8 protein-coding genes and 1 pseudogene are annotated in these 17,127 nt (G+C 68.0%); 5 read left to right on the top strand and 4 right to left on the bottom strand.

Annotated features, from left to right (window positions below; all coding sequences use genetic code 11):
• The first annotated feature begins 208 nt into the window (after positions 1 to 208).
• The 5 genes from EJI01_RS13715 to EJI01_RS13695 all read left to right on the top strand — a co-directional run bounded on the left by EJI01_RS13715 (position 209) and on the right by EJI01_RS13695 (position 7,231).
• Complete coding sequence (locus tag EJI01_RS13715) at positions 209 to 1,636, top strand: aspartate aminotransferase family protein (protein WP_126837710.1); 1,428 nt, start codon at positions 209 to 211, stop codon at positions 1,634 to 1,636.
• Positions 1,637 to 1,763: 127 nt separating this feature from the next.
• Positions 1,764 to 2,366 carry an RNA polymerase sigma factor gene (locus EJI01_RS13710; protein ID WP_126837709.1) on the top strand — a complete coding sequence of 201 codons (603 nt, stop codon included), beginning with the start codon at positions 1,764 to 1,766 and terminating at the stop codon, positions 2,364 to 2,366.
• Between the two features lie 12 nt (positions 2,367 to 2,378).
• On the top strand, positions 2,379 to 3,395 hold the full coding sequence (locus EJI01_RS13705; RefSeq protein ID WP_126837708.1) for a FecR family protein: 1,017 nt from the start codon (positions 2,379 to 2,381) through the stop codon (positions 3,393 to 3,395).
• 159 nt (positions 3,396 to 3,554) lie between these two features.
• The gene (locus tag EJI01_RS13700; protein WP_126837707.1) at positions 3,555 to 5,963 is read left to right on the top strand and encodes a TonB-dependent siderophore receptor; all 2,409 of its coding nucleotides are present in this window, start codon (positions 3,555 to 3,557) and stop codon (positions 5,961 to 5,963) included.
• 14 nt (positions 5,964 to 5,977) lie between these two features.
• Positions 5,978 to 7,231, top strand: coding sequence for a PepSY-associated TM helix domain-containing protein (locus EJI01_RS13695; RefSeq protein WP_185878913.1), 1,254 nt, complete (start codon positions 5,978 to 5,980; stop codon positions 7,229 to 7,231).
• Here the strand turns inward: EJI01_RS13695 and EJI01_RS13690 are convergent.
• The 4 genes and pseudogenes from EJI01_RS13690 to EJI01_RS13675 all read right to left on the bottom strand — a co-directional run.
• Positions 7,113 to 11,120 (bottom strand): annotated as a pseudogene (locus EJI01_RS13690) (amino acid adenylation domain-containing protein); the annotation flags it as partial. The gene EJI01_RS13695 and the pseudogene EJI01_RS13690 overlap by 119 nt on opposite strands.
• 164 nt (positions 11,121 to 11,284) lie before the next feature.
• Positions 11,285 to 14,434: a non-ribosomal peptide synthetase gene (locus EJI01_RS13685; RefSeq protein WP_126837705.1), complete on the bottom strand. Its 3,150-nt coding sequence runs from the start codon at positions 14,432 to 14,434 to the stop codon at positions 11,285 to 11,287.
• The gene (locus EJI01_RS13680) at positions 14,431 to 15,492 is read right to left on the bottom strand and encodes a TauD/TfdA family dioxygenase (RefSeq protein WP_221885671.1); all 1,062 of its coding nucleotides are present in this window, start codon (positions 15,490 to 15,492) and stop codon (positions 14,431 to 14,433) included. The genes EJI01_RS13685 and EJI01_RS13680 overlap by 4 nt, the downstream gene beginning before the upstream one ends.
• A gap of 20 nt (positions 15,493 to 15,512) precedes the next feature.
• The coding region (locus EJI01_RS13675) for a condensation domain-containing protein (protein WP_260602449.1) at positions 15,513 to 17,127 on the bottom strand (1,615 nt) is incomplete at its 5' end.

Here is a 17,127-nt window from a genome sequence, read left to right as displayed (position 1 = left end):
CCTGGCAGGCCTTCGCGACCCCGCAAATAGCGTTAACAGGCCCTAAACAAAGAAGAGGCAAGGCCGTCATCTACTTCGCAGAAGGCGGCAAACCTTCGGCCATGCGCTGCATGCAGATATCCACACCGGGATCCACGGAGCTTCTCGCCAGCGAGCCCTGCTCAACTCGCCGCGAAGCGCCGATCCCACTGCCGCGAACGGAGACCCAATGTCCAGTGTTCTGTCCCTTCCCGTCACACGCGCGTCCGACACCGAGGAACCCTTCGGCCGAAGACACGACGCCCTGAGGCAGCCCTACCAGCTCACGACGAATCCGCTGCTGGAGCGCCAGAGCGCGCGCGAATCGAGCGCGCGCAGCTATCCCCGGCGCCTGCCCATCGCGCTCAAGCGCGGCCGCGGCATCTACGTGGAGGATGTCGAGGGCCGCGTCTTCATCGACTGCCTGGCCGGCGCGGGCACGCTGGCGCTCGGGCACAACCATCCGGTCGTGGTCCAGGCCATTCAGCAGGTGCTGCGCGATGAGATTCCCCTGCACACGCTGGACCTCACCACGCCCGTCAAGGACGAATTCGTCGAGACCCTGTTCAGCCTGCTGCCGCCGGAGTTCGCCAAGGACGCGCGCATCCAGTTCTGCGGCCCCACCGGCGCCGATGCGATCGAAGCCGCGCTCAAGCTCGTCAAGATCGCCACCGGCCGCCAGACCATCCTGAGCTTCCACGGCGCGTACCACGGCATGACGCAGGGCACGCTCAACCTGATGGGCAACCTGGGACCGAAGAGCGCCATCGGCGGTCTCGTGTCGGGCGTCCAGTTCCTGCCCTACCCCTACGAATACCGCAGCCCCTTCGGCCTGGACCCGAACGCCACCATGGCGGCGAGCCTGCACTACATCGAAACCGTGTTGTCCGATCCGGAAAGCGGTGTGCCCGCGCCGGCAGGCATGGTGATGGAGATCGTGCAGGGCGAAGGCGGTGTCATTCCGGCGCCGGACGCCTGGGTGCGCGGTGTCCGTGAGATCACGCAGCGTGTCGGCGTTCCGCTCCTGGTCGACGAAGTGCAAAGCGGCTTCGGGCGAACCGGAAAGATGTTCGCCTTCGAGCACTCGGGCATCGTGCCCGATGTGCTGGTCCTGTCGAAGGCCATCGGCGGGAGCCTGCCGCTGTCCGTGGTGGTCTATCGTGGCGAACTCGACCAGTGGCGCCCGGGCGCGCATGCCGGCACCTTCCGCGGCAACCAGCTCGCGATGGCCGCCGGCTCGGCGACCTTGAGGCACATCCGCGCGGAACGCCTGCATGAACATGCCGAGCGAATGGGCGCGCGCCTGAGGGGCTACTTGGCGCACCTCCAGCGCGACCACGCCTGCATCGGCGACGTGCGCGGCCGGGGTCTCATGATCGGCATGGAGATGATCGATCCCGACGGCGCATTGGATGCGCTCGGCCAGCCGTCCGCAGCGCCCGCCCTCGCCTCCCGATTGCAGCAGGCCTGCCTGCAGCGCGGATTGATCCTCGAGTTGGGCGGACGGCACGGCAGCGTGGTGCGGCTGTTGCCCCCGCTGATCGTCACCGAGAAGGAAGTCGACCACATCGCCGAGATCGTTGCGGCCGGCCTGGAGGCCGTCGCCAGGCACCTTTGAATGGCGTCTCACAGCTGCAGCTTTTGTGTCGTAAGATTGGATGGGAATAATTCTCATTCATGACCTGAAGAGCTGGGCGTCGCGCCGCATCGCGTCCCCCTTCGAGGTCGTCGGAGGGGCGAGCTGCATGCACGACTTGGTACAGGAATTGGTCAAGCACTACAGGGACCTGCGCAAGCAGTTGACATGGGAGCTGCGCGATCCGGAACACGCGGCGGACATCGCGCAGTCGAGCTTCGAGCGCGTGTACACGCATGCGCTCGGGCTGAAAGGCTCGGCGCGCGGCTCCGAAGACCTGAGCCTGAAGATCGACTCTCCGCGCGCCCTGCTGTTTCGCGTCGCTCGCAACCTTTGCATCGACGCGGCCCGCCATCGGCAGGTGGTCCAGGAATGGGCACGGGACCGGAGCAGTACCGATGTTGCGACCAGCGCGCCGTCGAGCGAGTACCTCATCTCCCAGCGGCAGATCCTGGAACGCGTGGTCCAGACCCTCGAGAAGCTGCCGCCTCGCCGGCGCGAAGTGTTCCTGCTGTTCCGCGCCTACGGGTACACGCACGCGGAAATCGCCGCGCGCCTCGGCATCACGGAGATGGCGGTCGCCAAGCACCTGGTGCGCGCGGTACTCGACTGCTCGCGCACGCTGGCCGAACTGCGCACCCAGATCGTCGAGCCGCAGCTGCCCTCCATGCGCTCCGCATTCGTCTCCTCCCTGGCTGAAGAGAGTTGCTGACCCGCTTGCGCCATGGCCATCCCCCGAAGCGAGAAGCTGGTCGAGCATGCGCTCACCTTGATCGTCCGAAGCGAAGGCGCGAGCCCCGCGTCGGCTGAACTCGCGACGGCGGCACTGCGCGAATGGCGAGCGGCTTCGCCGACACATGAAGCGGCGGCGGTGGAAGCGCAGCAGCGCTGGGATGCCCTGGGCGGCTTGGCTTCGGATCTTCGCGATTGCTTCGCCGAGCCGGACACGCGGATCGCAGCGGCGCGCGGACGCCAGCGCCGCAACCTCGTCCTTTCCGTGGCCGGCCTGATAGGCACAGGCGTGCTCGCGGGCAAGGGCTTTCAGTGGTATTGGCAGCAACCGCTCTTCGCCGCCGACTTCTCGACGCAGACCGCGCAACTGCGCAAGGTTCTTCTTCCGGACGGTTCGCCGGGCAGCCGGGTCGAACTCAGTGCGCAAAGCAAGGTCACGGTCAGGCTGTACCGGCAGCGGCGCGTGGTCGACTTCGCCGGCGGCGAGGCGCGCTTCGAAGTGGCGGCGGACGCGCAGCGGCCGTTCGAGGTGCGGACGCGCGATGCCGTCATCCGGGTGATCGGCACCGCGTTCACCGTCCGCGACCGCGGCGGGCCCATCCTGGTCGCCGTCGAACGCGGAAAGGTCCGCGTGACCGTCAGGCAACGCCGCGGCGATGCCGACGCGTCTTCCTCGATGGAGAGCGGGGTCGACTTGCAAGCCGGCGAAGCCCTGAGCTTGCGCGATGGAGTGCCCGACCCGGTGCAGCAGGTCGACGCCGCCTCCCTGGCCGCATGGCGCGAGGGTTGGCTCGTCTTCGACGCCACGCCGCTCGGCGAGGCGCTGGAAACGATCAACGCCTACCGGCCGCAGCCGATCCTTTCTCCCGACCCGCGCGTGAACGCGCTTCGGCTGTCTGGGCGCTTCCGGGCCAACGGTTCGGCAAGCCTGGTGGACGCGCTGCCGATGACCTTGCCGGTGATCGCGCAAACCCATCCCGACGGAAGCGTGACCCTGCGCGCGCGCTGAGCGCAGGCAGCCGACAGCCGCCGCAAAGCCGACTGTCTTGGTTTTTTGATCACAAACGTCTTACAGGGAGGAAGGTGCAAGAACGCCCGCGTTTCAGCGGCTTCGAGCGCCCTATATCGGGAATAACTCTCATTCATTTCTCTCTGGAGCATCGATCTCATGCGCAATCGACCACGCCAACGCCTGCTGGCCGCCACCCTGGCCGCAACCTTCGGGTCCGTCCTCGCCACCTGGAGCATTCCGAGCGCGGCGCAGGCAGCCGCACCAGCGCCGGCGCAGGTGTTCGACCTCCAGGTGCCTTCGCAGCCGTTGGCTTCGGCGCTCAACGAGCTATCGCGGCAAACGGGCGCGCAGGTGTTCGCAGGTGCCGACCTGCTGGCCGGCGTCAGTTCGCGCGCCGTCAGCGGGCGCTTGACGGTGGAACAGGCCTTGGCTGCGATGCTGGCGGAGACGCGCCTGGAGGCGACCCGAACCACGAGCGGTGGATTCGCCATCCGCCGCGCGTCCGAAGCAGCCACCGGCGCAACTTTGCAGGAGATCCGGGTTACAGCCACCGCCGATCGCGAGTCCGCCACCGGGCCGGTCGCAGGCTATGTAGCGAAGCGAAGCGCGACGGGCACCAAGACCGACACGCCCATCATCGAAACGCCGCAATCGATCTCGGTGGTCACGGCCGATCAGATGCAAGTGCAGAAGGCCCAGTCGCTGCAGGATGCGCTCGGCTACACCGCGGGGGTCGCCTCGCAGGTGGTGAACGCCAATCCGCTCACTTCGGACTCGCTGCTGCTGCGTGGCTTCGAGTCCGTGCCCGAGTCCGGCAACTTCTACCGCGACGGCATGCGCTACATGACGACCATCTTCGGCGGCAAGCAGGAACCTTACGGGCTGGAACGGCTTGAAGTGATCAAGGGCGCCTCGTCCGTCCTCTACGGCGCCGTCGCGCCCGGCGGTCTGATCAATTCGGTGAGCAAGCGCCCCACGCTGACGCCGCTTCGCGAGTTGAATCTGGAGTACGGCAGCTTCAACCGCAAGCAGGCGTCGGCCGACTTCGGCGGCGCGCTGGACGAGAACGGCGTCTGGTCATACCGGCTGACGGCGCTCGTGCGCGACAGCGACACGCCCGTGGACTACACGCGCGACGACAGGGTGTACATCGCGCCGGCACTGACCTGGCGCCCCTCGGCGGCCACCTCGCTGACGCTGCTGGCGAACTACCAGCGCATGCGCACGAGCAGCTCGGGCGCGCTGCCGGCCGAGGGCACGCTCCTTCCCAATCCCTACGGCAAGCTGCCACGCGACCGCTTCCTCGGCGAACCGAGCCGCAACGACTTCAACAACGACACGACCAGCGTCGGCTGGCAGTTCGATCACGCCTTCTCCGACACGCTGAAGCTGCACCACGGCTTCCGCTACCTCAAGAGCGACCTCTTCAACCAGTATGACCTGGGTTTCGAGCCGACGGACCATCGGACCCGCAGCCGCCTGGGCTGGACTTTCGACGACCGTGCGACCGTGGCCACCACCGACACGCATCTGGAATACACGCTCGGGACCGGCGCTGTCCGCCACACGATCCTGGCCGGGTTCGACTACAGCCGCGATACGTACGACAGCGATCGCCGGCTGGATCTGCTCGCCCCGATCGACATTTTCCTGCCGGTCTATGGCAAGGCGCCCCTCGCCTTCATCCGCGACGAAAACCCGAGGCGCGAGAACGAGCGCTTCGGCGTCTACGTCCAGGACCAGATGAAGATCACCGACCGCTGGGTGCTGCTGCTCGGCGGGCGCCAGGACTGGGTCCGCAGCAAGGAAAAGGACCTGAGCCAGGACCCCATCGGCGACAACCGCAAGGACGATGCGTTCACCGGCCGCGCCGGCGTCGTGTACCTCGCGGACAACGGCCTGGCGCCCTATGCCAGCTTCAGCCAATCCTTCGAGCCGGTGAGCGGTTCCGATCGCGCGGGCAGCCGCTTCAAGCCGACCACGGGCGAGCAGTACGAGTTCGGCATCCGCTACCAGCCGAAGGACAGCAACATGCTGCTGAGCGCCGCCGTCTACGACCTGCGGCGCCAGAACGTGATCACCGTCGACCCGATAGACAACCGCAATTCCGTCCAGACCGGCGAGGTCCGCTCCCGCGGCCTGGAACTGGAAGCCAAGGCCAGCCTGACGCGCAACCTGAACCTGATCGCGGCCTACAGCTACACGGACGCGCGCGTCACCCAGAGCAACACGCCCGAGGAACTCGGCACGCGCTTCCGTGCGCCCTATCACCTGTTCTCGCTGTGGGCAGACTACGGGCTGGGTGAATTCGGCCTGCCGGGATGGCGCATCGGCGGCGGCGTGCGCCACAGCTCTGACAATCCGGGCTACTACAACGGCGGCAAGGCCACTCCCGGCTTCACGCTGGTCGATCTGCGCCTGAGCTACGAACGCGGTCCGATGAGCTACGCGCTGAACATCAAGAACCTGAGCGACAAGACGTACATCTCGGGCGAGTGCTACTTCTACGGATGCCGCTACGGCGATCCGAGAACGGTGACGGCCACGGTCAGCTACCGCTGGTAGCCCCGGCACGCGGCATGCGCCACGCATTCGTTCGCCTGCACCGCTGGATCGGACTGGCCACGGCCCTGTTCCTGGGCCTGGCCGGACTCACCGGAAGCCTGCTGGCCTTCAAGGACGAACTCGAGGCGCTGATTAACCCGCGGCTCTTCGTCGTCGAGGCCAGGCCCGGCGCTGCGGCGATCGACCCGTTCGTCCTGCGCGAGCGGGTCGAAGCCCGTTTCCCGCAAGCGCGGGCCGACTACCTGCCCTTTCCGGGCCCCGGCGCCTCCGCGAAATTCTTCTTGTGGCCGCGTCCCGGCGCAGCAGACGCTCGGCTTCCCGCGCTCGACATGGACGAGGTCTTCTTCGACCCGTACACGGGCGACTATCTGGGCGGCAGGAAATGGGGCGCGCTCCTCGACGACGGTGTCTTCCGGCGCGAGAACATCGTGCCCTTCATCTGGCGTGTTCACGAAGCGCTCGCCCTGCCCCATCCGTGGGGCAAGCTGTTCATGGGCGTGGTCGCGCTGATGTGGACGCTGGACTGCTTCATCGGCTTCGTGCTCACGCTGCCCGGCAGGTCGCCCTTGTTCGCCAAGTGGAAGGCGGCCTGGTCCATCAAGCGCGGCGCGTCGGCCTTCAGACGGATGTTCGACCTCCATCGGTCCCTCGGCCTGTGGTGCTGGCTGCTGCTCCTGGTCTTCGCCTGGTCGAGCGTGATGCTGAACCTGAGAACGGTGGTCTATCAACCGCTGATGTCCCTGGCGTTCCGCTTCGACGACACCGAGATCCGCCGCCTGGCCGAGCCAGACTACCAGCCCCGAATCGCCTGGCGCGAGGCCCGTGCCATCGGCAGCGCCCTGCTGCAACGCGAAGCCGCCGACCGCGGCTTTGCGATCCGTGCGGAAAGCAGTCTCTGGTACCGGCCCGCATTGGGCGCGTACCTGTACCGATCGCACACGGCGCTCGACATCCGCGAGCACGGCGCGGCCTCGGACATCTGGATCGACGGCCGCAGCGGCCAGGCGATCGCCATGCATTTCGAGCGCAGTGCCGCGCGCGGCAATGTGCTGTCCGAATGGCTGCGCGCTCTCCACACGGGCAGGGTCTTCGGGACTTTCTACCGCGTCCTCGTCGCGCTGCTCGGTGTCGTGGTCACGGTGCTGTCGATCACGGGTGCATGGATCTGGTGGAAGAAGCGCAAGGCGCGGCAGGTCCTCCAGCGGACCAGCCATTCGCATCGCAGGCACGCTTACCTCCAGGATCGGCTTCGCTCAAGAGGTTCTTGAGCCGGTTCAGCAGTTCCGGGTGGCCGAGGATGCTCTTGTGCGTCACGCCGGCGATCACGTGGTTCGAAGCGACGGCAGTGAAGGATGCCCACGGGCGCATGACCAGGCGGCGATCCCTCAGCGTGGCTTCGGCGGCCCAGACATGGAGCGGCACGCGCGCGCGCCGACGGCTGTGGTTGCGCATCATCCACGCCAGCCGCATCACCACCCACAGGTCGTACTCGCGCGACCCGATCTCCGGGCCGTCCCGGGGCACCGACGCCGCCACCCGGCGCAGGTGGTCGAGGGCCGCGTTCCTGTCGTCCTGCCGCATGGCGCCCAACAGGCCTTCCCAATGTGTCTTCATGCGCGAGCCTGCGATCCAGCGCTCCGGGTCCTGGTCCGCGGACGACGCCGCCTCCTGTGCCTCGCGATAGACACCGGCATCGAGTTCGGAAACATCGATGACGCCGGCGAAGCGCACATCCAGGACGCCCTCCAGTTGCCTCGCCGTCTCGTGCGCCAGATCGCCGCCGAAGCTCCAGCCGAGCAATGCGCAGCTGCCGGCCGTCGCGGTCTCGACGATGAAGCGGGCGTGCCGTGCCGCGAGCGCCTCCACGCTGCGGTTCACCCAACGCTCGTCGGACGACAGGCTGTGGCAGACGAAGCCATACACGGGTCGATCGGCACCGACCGCCTTGGCGATCTCCGCGAACTCGGTCGCGTTCCCATAGATGCCGGGGAAGCAGTAGAGCGGAACGCCCGACCCTCCCGCGTTGAGCACGACCACGTCGGCCGATGCCGGGCCCAGTCCTTCGATTTGGGCTGCCTGCTGGTGCAGCGCCGGAGAATTGAAGAAGTCCGCCAATGCAATCTTGTCTTCGCCGAAGCGAAGCTGAACCCGCTTGAAGAGCTTCAGCAAGAGCAATGAATGCCCGCCGAGCTCGAAGAAGCTGTCGTGCCGCCCGACGCGCTCGATGCCCAGCAGCTCGGCCCAGATCGCCGCGAGCGCCTCTTCCACTTCACCCCGCGGTGCCTGGTAGGCCTGCTCGCTGCCGCCGCCCGGCCCCGGCTCCGGCAGCGCCTTGCGGTCCACCTTGCCGTTGGCATTGAGCGGCAGCGTCTCCAGCAGCACGATCGCGCCCGGCACCATGTACTCCGGCAGGCTCTTCGCCAGCTGTCTGCGCAGCTCGCTCACATTGGGTTCAGCCCCAGAGACGTAGGCGATCAGCCGTGCCCCCGCCGGGCCCTCCTGCGCCACCACCACCGCCTCCCTCACGGCAGGCTGCGCCAGCAGTTGCGCCTCGATCTCTCCGAGCTCGATGCGCAGGCCCCGGATCTTCACCTGGTGATCGACGCGGCCCAGGTACTCCAACTGCCCGTCCCGCCTCCAGCGCACCAGGTCGCCGGTGCGATAGAGCCTCGCGCCCATGTCGTCGAAGGGATCGGCCACGAAGCGTTCGGCCGTCAGGCCGGCGCGGTTGAGGTAGCCGCGCGCCAGGCCGATACCGCCGAGGTAGAGCTCGCCCGGCGTGCCCGCGGGCACCTGTTTCAGGGCGGCGTCCAGCACCCAGGTCTGCGTGTGGGCAATGGGCTGCCCGATCGCGACGTGGTTCAGGCCGTCCGGCCTGCAGGTCCAGTGCGTGACATCGATCGCCGCTTCGGTAGGGCCATAGAGGTTGTAGAGCCCCGCCTGCGGCAGGCGCTCGAAGACCCGGTTCTGCAGCTCCGCTGGCAGCGCCTCGCCGCTGCACACGATGCGCTTCAGGCTGACGCAGGCCTCGATGTCGTCGTGGGCCAGGAAGGCTTGCAGCATCGAGGGCACGAAGTGGATGGTGCTGATCCCGTGCTGGCGGATCAGTGCGACCAGGCGCGCCGGGTCGCGATGGTCGCCGGGCCGTGCCACGGCCAGGCGCGCGCCGTGCATCAGCGGCCAGAAGAATTCCCACACCGAGACGTCGAAGCTGAAGGGGGTCTTCTGCAGCACGGTGTCGGTCGGGCCGAGTCCATAGGCGCTCTGCATCCAGGCCAGGCGGTTGAACAACGAGCGATGGCGGTTGGCTGCGCCCTTGGGTCTTCCGGTGGATCCTGAGGTGTAGATGGCATAGGCGAGGTTGTCGCCGTGCACCTCGCCCTCGGGGTCGTGGTCGGGCTCGTCGCTCAAGTCCAGCGTGTCGATCTCGAGCGTGGGCACTTCGGGCTGAAGATGGCGCAGATGGCTCTGCGTCAGCAGCAGCGCGATGGCGCTGTCGCCCACCATGTAGGCCAGGCGCTCGGCCGGATATTCCGGGTCCAGCGGCACATAGGCGCCACCGGCCTTCAGGATCGCCAGCAGGCCCACCACCATCTCGAGGGAGCGCTCCAGCGCAATGCCCACCCGCACCTCGGGACCCACGCCCTGCCTGATCAGGCGGTGCGCCAGGCGGTTGGCCCGGGTGTTGAGTTCGGCGTAGCTCAGCTGCGCATCGCCGAAGACGAGTGCCGAGGCGTCCGGGCTCTTGCGCACCTGCTGCTCGATCAAGCGGTGCACCGGCTGCGCATAGGGATAGCGCTGATCGTTCACGCCCCACTGCAGAAGCTGCCGATGCTCGGATTCATGGAGCAGATCGATATCGCCCACCGCCCGCTGCGGCGCATCGGCCAGCACTTTCAGCATCGCCAGGTAGTGCATGCCCAGCCGCTCGATGGTGCTCGCCTCGAACAGCTCCACCGCGTACGTCAAGGCGGCGTCGATCCGACCATCGGGGTGTTCGTCGGTGTCCAGCGACAGCTCGAACTGCGCCGCCTGCTCGCCCAGCGCGTAGCTCTGCAGCGTGAGTCCGGGCAACTGCGCCAGCGCACGGTAGTCTTCCCGCTGGTGGTTGTACATCACCTGGAACAGCGGGCTGTGGCTCAGGCTGCGCTCCGGCTGCAGGGCCTCCACCAGCTGCTCGAAGGGCAGGTCCTGGTGCGCTTGTGCGCCCAGGGCGGCTTCCTTGGCCTGTTGAAGGAGTTGCGCGAGGCTCATGCGCCCATTGACCACGCCGCGCAGCACCTGTGTGTTGACGAACAGGCCCACCACGCCCTCGGTCTCCACCCGGTGGCGGTTGGCGATGGGCACGCCCACGCGGATGTCGGCCTGGCCGGTGTAGCGGTGCAGCAGCGCCTGCCAACCGGCCAGCAGCACCATGAAGAGGGTCGCGCCATGCGCCTGCGCTCGCCGGGCGAGGCCCTGCACGAGGTCGGGCGGCAGCTCGATGCTGTGCTTGCCGGCACGGTAGCGTCCCTCGGGCTGCCTTGCATGGTCGGTGGGCATTTGCAGCACGGGATGCTCGCCGCCGAGCTGTGCCTTCCAGTAGCGCAGCTGCCGCTCCTGTTCGCCGGCCTCCAGCCATTCCCGCTGCCAGGCGGCATAGTCGGCGTACTGGATGGGCAGCGGCGCTTGCTGCACTTGTCCGCCCAACACGCGTGCGCGGTACTGCGCCACGAACTCGTCCACCACCAGCCGCATCGACCAGCCGTCGGAGACGATGTGGTGCATCACCACCACCAGGATGTGCTCGTCCACGGACATGCGGATCAGCGCCGCGCGCAGCAGCGGGCCGGTACCCAGATCGAAGGGCATCTGGCTCAAGCGCCTTGCTTCCCGCAACGCTCGCGCTTCGCGTTCGGCGCCATCGGCAAGGCGCAAGTCGATCAGCGGCAGGTCGAGTTCGATGGCTTCCTGCACGATCTGCTCGGCCATGCCTTCGGCGTTCGCGCGGAACACCGTGCGCAGTGCCTCGTGGCGCACCACCAGTGCTTCGAAGCTGCTGCGCAAGGCGGTCTCGTCCAGCTCGCCCTTAAGCCTCAGCGCGCCCGTGACGTGGTACGCCGTGCCCTCGGGCTCCAGCTGCCACAGGAACCACTGGCGCGCCTGCGCGTAGGACAGCGCATCGGCCGCCTGACGCCGGCCCGCGAGAATCGGCAGCCGGCCCGGGTTCAAGCCTTGGTCGATCATCTTGCGCAGCACCGCGCGGCGCGCTTCGGGCTCGAGAGAAAACAGGCGGCGCGCGATGGACTCGGTCTGCGCGCGCGTCAATGTGCCCGCATTCGTCACCGGCCCGCCTCCGCATCGGCCAGCAGGTCTTCCATCAGCGCGACCTCGTCCTTTCCCGCATCGATGTGCGCCTGCACGCGCGCAGCCAGCTCGCTCAGGGTGGCCACGTCGAACAGCTCGCGCAGCGGCAGGTCGGCCGACAGCCGCTGCCGGATCCGGGCCGTGACCTGCGTGGCCAGCAGCGAATGCCCGCCCAGATCGAAGAAGTTGTCGTCCAGACCCACCTGCTCCACCTTGAGCACGGCCTCCCAGATCTCCGCCAGGGTGCGTTCGACCTCGTTGCGGGGCGCGACGAAGGCCGGGCGCGGGCCCGCGTCGCTCAAGGCCAGCAAGGCCTGGCGGTCGATCTTGCCGTTGGGCATGGCCGGGAAGCGGGACACCACGACGAAGCGCGCCGGCACCATGAACGCGGGCAGGCGGCGGCGCAGGTGCGACTCCAGCGATTCGCGCAAGGCGCCGGCATCGGCTTCCCCTTCGGTATCGGCCGCAACGCAAGCCAGCAGCCGCTGGCCGAGGTCCGTGTCGTCATGCACCAGGGCAACGGCCTCGCGCACCCGTTCATGGGCGAGCAGGCCCTCCTCGATCTCGCCCAGTTCGATGCGATGCCCGCGCAGCTTGACCTGGCTGTCCATCCGGCCCAGGTATTCGATCTCTCCGTCGGGCCGCTGCCGCACCCGGTCTCCGCTGCGATAGAGCCGCTCGCCGGACGCGAAGGGATCGGCGACGAAGCGCTGCGCCGTCAGGCCGGGCCGCGCGCAGTAGCCGCGCGTGATGCCATCGCCGCCGATGTACCACTCGCCCGGCATCCCGATGGGACACAGTTCCAGCTCCTCGTCGAGCACGTAGCCGCGCATCGAGGGAATGGCACGCCCGATGGGAATGCGCTGGCCTTCGAAGGCCGGCGTTTCGATCCGGAATGCGTTGGACCAGACGGTTCCCTCCGTGGGGCCGTACTCGTTCACCAGCGCGGCAGCAGGCACGCGGCGCTGGTGCATCTCCACCACGTCGGCGTGACAGGCCTCGCCCGCCACAACGGCGCAGCGCAGGCTGCTGCCTTCATCCAGCCCTTCCAGGATCTGCTTGTAGAACGAAGGCAGCGTCAGCACATGCGAGATGCCGTGGCGGCCGATCAGGCCCGCGATCCGCGCCGCATCGCGATGGGCGTCTTCGGTCGGCAGGTACAGCGTTCCGCCCTGCCCCAGGGTCCAGAAGATGCCGGCCACCGAACTGTCGAACGAGAACGGGGATAGCAGCAGGAAGCGCGAAGCGCGCTCGCGGTAGAAGGTGGACCGGGCGACGGTGGAGGCCACTGCATTGGCATGGCTGACCATCACGCCCTTGGGCCGGCCCGTCGTACCCGAGGTGTAGATCAAGTAGGCCAGGTTGCCGCCGGCCACCACGGGCCGCGATGCGACGCCGGCATCCGCCTTTCCGGACTCGTCGTCGACGCACACCACGTCCACGTCGAGGCCGCTCAACTGTGGACGTTCCGCACTCTGCGCGATGACGGTCGAGATCTGCGCATCCGCCACCATCAGCGCGATCCGCTCCGCCGGGTAGGCCGGATCGAGCGGCGCATAGGCGGCGCCGGTCTTCATCACTGCCAGCATGGCGGCGATCGCGTGGACCGAGCGGCCCAGGTGAACGCCGATGACCTGCTCGATGCCGGCGCCGCGTGCCCGCAACCGGTGAGCGAGGCGATCGGCACGCGCATCGAGCTCGCTATAGCTCAGCCGCTCTTCGCCGCAGACCAGCGCGACGGCGTCCGGATCGCGCTCGGCCTGCGCCTCGAAGAGCCGGTGCAAGGTGTCGGTGCGCGGGGCGATGCAAGGCCGGGCGGCGTGGCCGAGGATCCGGGCGCGTTCCGCAACGCCCAGCACGGACCTGCGGCGCCATGGCAGGGTGGGATCCGTCTGCACGTTCGCGAGCAGCGTCGCGAACTGGCGCATCCATGTGGCGATCGTCTCGGGCGCATGGGCATCGGTCGCCGTCCAGCGCAGCATCCACCGGTCTTGGGCTTCGATGCACTCGCAGCGCAGGCGTGCGCCGTCCGCGGGTGCATCGACGCGCCTGCAGACCCAGCCGCCGGGCAGGTCGAGCAGGCGCAGATGAGCGAACGCCAGGCCTTGCTTGCGCCGGCCTTCGCGCGCCAGGCCGTCGAGGAAGCTCGCGCTGTCGAAGCACTCGTGCCAGGACGCAGCGTCCCGCAGCTGATCGGCCACCGAGCGAACCAGCGCATCGACGGGCGCTTCGGCATCGATCTTCACCGACACCGGCAGCCGGTTGACGAAGCAGCCCAGCGCACCCTTCAACTCGTCGGCCTTCGCGCTGCAATGCCAATCGAAGAACAGGCCGTCGGTCTGCGCGATCCGCGCCATGAAGCCTGTCCACAGGCCTGCCAGGATCGACTCGACGGGCAGGTCCATGCGTCGGCCGAGGCCGGAGACGGCGCGGGCCGCCACGGGGTCCAGTGCCAGCGTCTGCGAGGAACCGCGGCCTCCGGTCCCTTGGGTCTCGAAGGGCAGGCGCAAGGCCGGCCCGGCCTGCGCTTGCCAGAAGCGCGCGCCTTCCTGCCCCAGCTCGCCGGCGAACAACTCGCGCTGCCAGGCCGCGTAGTCTGGGTACTGCAGCACTTCGTCCTCGCCGGCCGGCGGCGCCTCGCCTGCGGCGCAGGCCTGAAGGCAGGAGGCCACGAGCTCCTGGATGGCGACGGCGTCCAGGCCGTAGCCGGGTGCGGCAAGCGCCCATCGCAGCCCTCCTTCCGGAGCCACGGCCAGCACGGCACTCAGCACGGGGCCGTCCTGCGGGTGGACGGCGGCACGCGCCGCGTTCATCAAGGCGTCGTCCTCGATCGCGCCGTCGAGCACAGTCCATGCGGGCGCCAGCCGCGGCATCACGTACTGCAGGGGATAGTCGAGGCCCGCGACCGGCCGGTACACGGTGCGCAGGATCTCGTGCTGCTCGATCCGCCGCTCGAGCGCGCGGCGCAGTGCCTCCGGCCGCACGCTGCCCGGCGCCGGCCCTTCGACCAGCACCGCGGTCACCGGGACGGCCTGCTGCCCAGATGCGAGTGGATGCGGCACATGCACGCCGCACTGCTGGGAGGACAGCCGGTAGCCTTCGAGAATTTCGTTCTGCGCCGTCATGCGGCTTCTCCCATCGCCAGCTCGGCGCTGCTGCAGGCCTGCGCCATCGCGACCATCACGCGGCGCGGCCCGCTGAACGGTCCGCGGCCATGCAGGGCCAGCATGTTGTCGAGCATCAGCACGTCTCCCTTCCGCCAGGGGAACTGGACCATCACGCCCTGGTACTCGGCCTGCAGGTGCTCGACGAATTCGGGCTCGATGGGCGAGCCGTCGCCGTAGAAGGTGTTCTGCGGCAGCTCCTCGGAGGCGAACTCGCTGCGCAGCTGGCTGCGCACCACCGCCGGCAGCGTGAGTTCGTGGAAGAAGGTGCCGTGGTTGAACCATACGGCCTCGCCCGTCTTCGGGTGACGCATCAGGGCCGGGCCGACCTGGCGCGTGCGCAATCGGTCGCCGCCTTTCCATTCCACCTGGATTCCCACGCCGCGGCAGTAGCTCTCGACCGTGCTGCGGTCGGTGGTCTGGAACACGGTCTGCCACGGCAGGCCGAAGCCTTCGCCGTAGTTGCGCACGTACATGATCTTCTTGCGCTCGAAAGCTTCGCGAACATCCGCACGAATGCGGCTCAGCAGCAGCCGGGTGCTGCCGATGGGCGTCTCGCCGCCCGTCAGCGCCGGCGTGTCGCAGTACAGGAAGAGATGCAGCGGGAAGATCGGCGAGTACGAATGCTCGTTGTGCGGAAAGATGCTCTCCTGGGCCGGGTAGTCGGTGGATGTGTAGACGTTCAGGTCCTTCTGGATCTGCGTTCGCGGCGATGCCCGGAACTTGTATTCCAGCGCGCCGCCCGAGACGCCATCGATGCAGCGATTGAAGTCCTCCGCGCTCGTCACTGCGAAGCCGCGGAACAGGATCGCGCCGTGCGCGAGAAGGCGGCGATGGATCTCTTCCTGATGCTGCGCAGCCCACTCCGGAAAGCGGACCCCGGCGACCTCGGGCTCGCACAGCGCGGGCAATTCTCCGGACTCGAACATGCGGCTCCAGCGCACCAGCTCCGGGCTGGTGCCGGACAGGGTCTGGCGCCGCACGCCGCCGATCTTCGGCCTGCTTGTGGTGATGTTCACGATGCTTGCTCCTTGTCGATTCATGATTGCGATGGCTGCCGTGCCAAGGGCGCGGTTCGCGGCTTCAGCGCTGAGCGCAGCCCGGCCAGTCGCCGCGTGCGTTCGTGTGCCGTCCTGGCGCTCGCGGCGCTCTGCACGTTTGCCGCCACGGCGCGAAGTGCCCCGATGCGCGCCGAGGGATCGGCCACGCATGCGCGCAGCACCGCGACCATCTCCTGGCCGAGGCTCTCGATGCTGCTGTCCTCGAAAACCTCGCGGTCGTACTTGAGGGAGACCTCGACGTGGTCCTCGGCGGCGATGAATGCGACGATCAGGTCGAGCTCCGCCTCCTTCGCGCCGACGGGATGGTCTGCCACCTCGAGCCCGGGAAGGACGAAGGACGCGCCGGCATCTTCCTGGTAGATCACCTTGACCTGGAACAGCGGTGCGCGGCCGCTGCGCCTGCCCACGCGAATGGATTCCACCAGGCGATCGAAAGGGAGGTCCTGGTGATCGGACGCATCCGCCACGGTGCTGCGCACCTGCGCCAGCAGCTCGGACAGCGACAGCGTTGCCGCGCAGTCGATGGCGAGGGCCAGCTGGTTGACGAAGAAGCCGACCAGCGCTTCGGTTTCCTCGCGGTTGCGGTTGGCCGTGTCGGTCCCGACGAAGAAGGCCGACTGGCCGGAGCGCTCGGAAGCCACGATCGCGAAGACCGCCAACAGGACCATGAACGGTGTCGCGTCGTGCGCCTGTGCCAGCTTCCTCAACGCCGCGGTCGCGCGGGCATCGAGCGAGAGGCTGGCGGCGCCGCCCGGATGCATGCGCCGCGCGGGCATCGGCTTGTCGGGCGGCAGCACCAAGGGCGCGACACCCGCGAGCTTGCCTTTCCAATAGGCCAGCTGCCGCTCCATTTCCCCAGCGTCCAGCCAGCGGCGTTGCTCCGCCGCGAAGTCGGCGTACTGGATTCCGAGCGCCGGCAGCTCCGGCGTTCGTCCGTCCAGCCTGGCCGCGTACGAGCGCACGAACTCGCTCATCATCAGCCTGATGGACCAGCCGTCGGTCACGATGTGGTGCATGACCACCACCATGAGATGCGAATCCGCTGCCAGGCGGATCAGGCTGATCCGCAGCAAGGGGCCGCGTTCCAGGTCGAAGGGCTGGCGCGTCTGGTCATCGACGAGTTGCTGCACGCGATCGCCTTGCAGCGCCTCCTGCACGGCAGCGAAGTCGATGATGGACTCCTCGGGAACGAAGGCGTCCTGGATGCTTTGCCAGCCCTGCCCGTCTTCCTCACGAAAGACCGTTCTCAGGACTTCGTGGCGCTCGACCAGCTGCTGGAATGCGAAACGCAAGGCCTCGGGATCGAGCCTGCCTTTCAGGCTGAAGGCCGCAGGAATATTGAAGGCCGCGCTGGCCGGTTCCAGCTTCCAGAGGAACCACAAGCGCTGCTGGGCATGTGACAAGGGCCTGCGATCTCCATGGCGGCCCGCGGGTGCGAACACGGGTCCCGAGCGCGCCGGCATGCCATGCACCTGGAGCGTCGCCGCCAGCCGATGGAGCACCGGGTGCTCGAAGACCTTCCTGAGAGAGAGCTCCCGGCGCCAGGACTTCCTGATTCGCGAGGCCAGCTGGGTCGCGAGCAGCGAGTGCCCA

It is taken from the genome of Variovorax sp. MHTC-1 (assembly GCF_003984645.1).
Classification (GTDB): Bacteria; Pseudomonadota; Gammaproteobacteria; order Burkholderiales; family Burkholderiaceae_C; genus Variovorax.
Note: the sequence above shows the minus strand (reverse complement) of the source record. Positions and strands in the feature narration are given on the sequence as shown.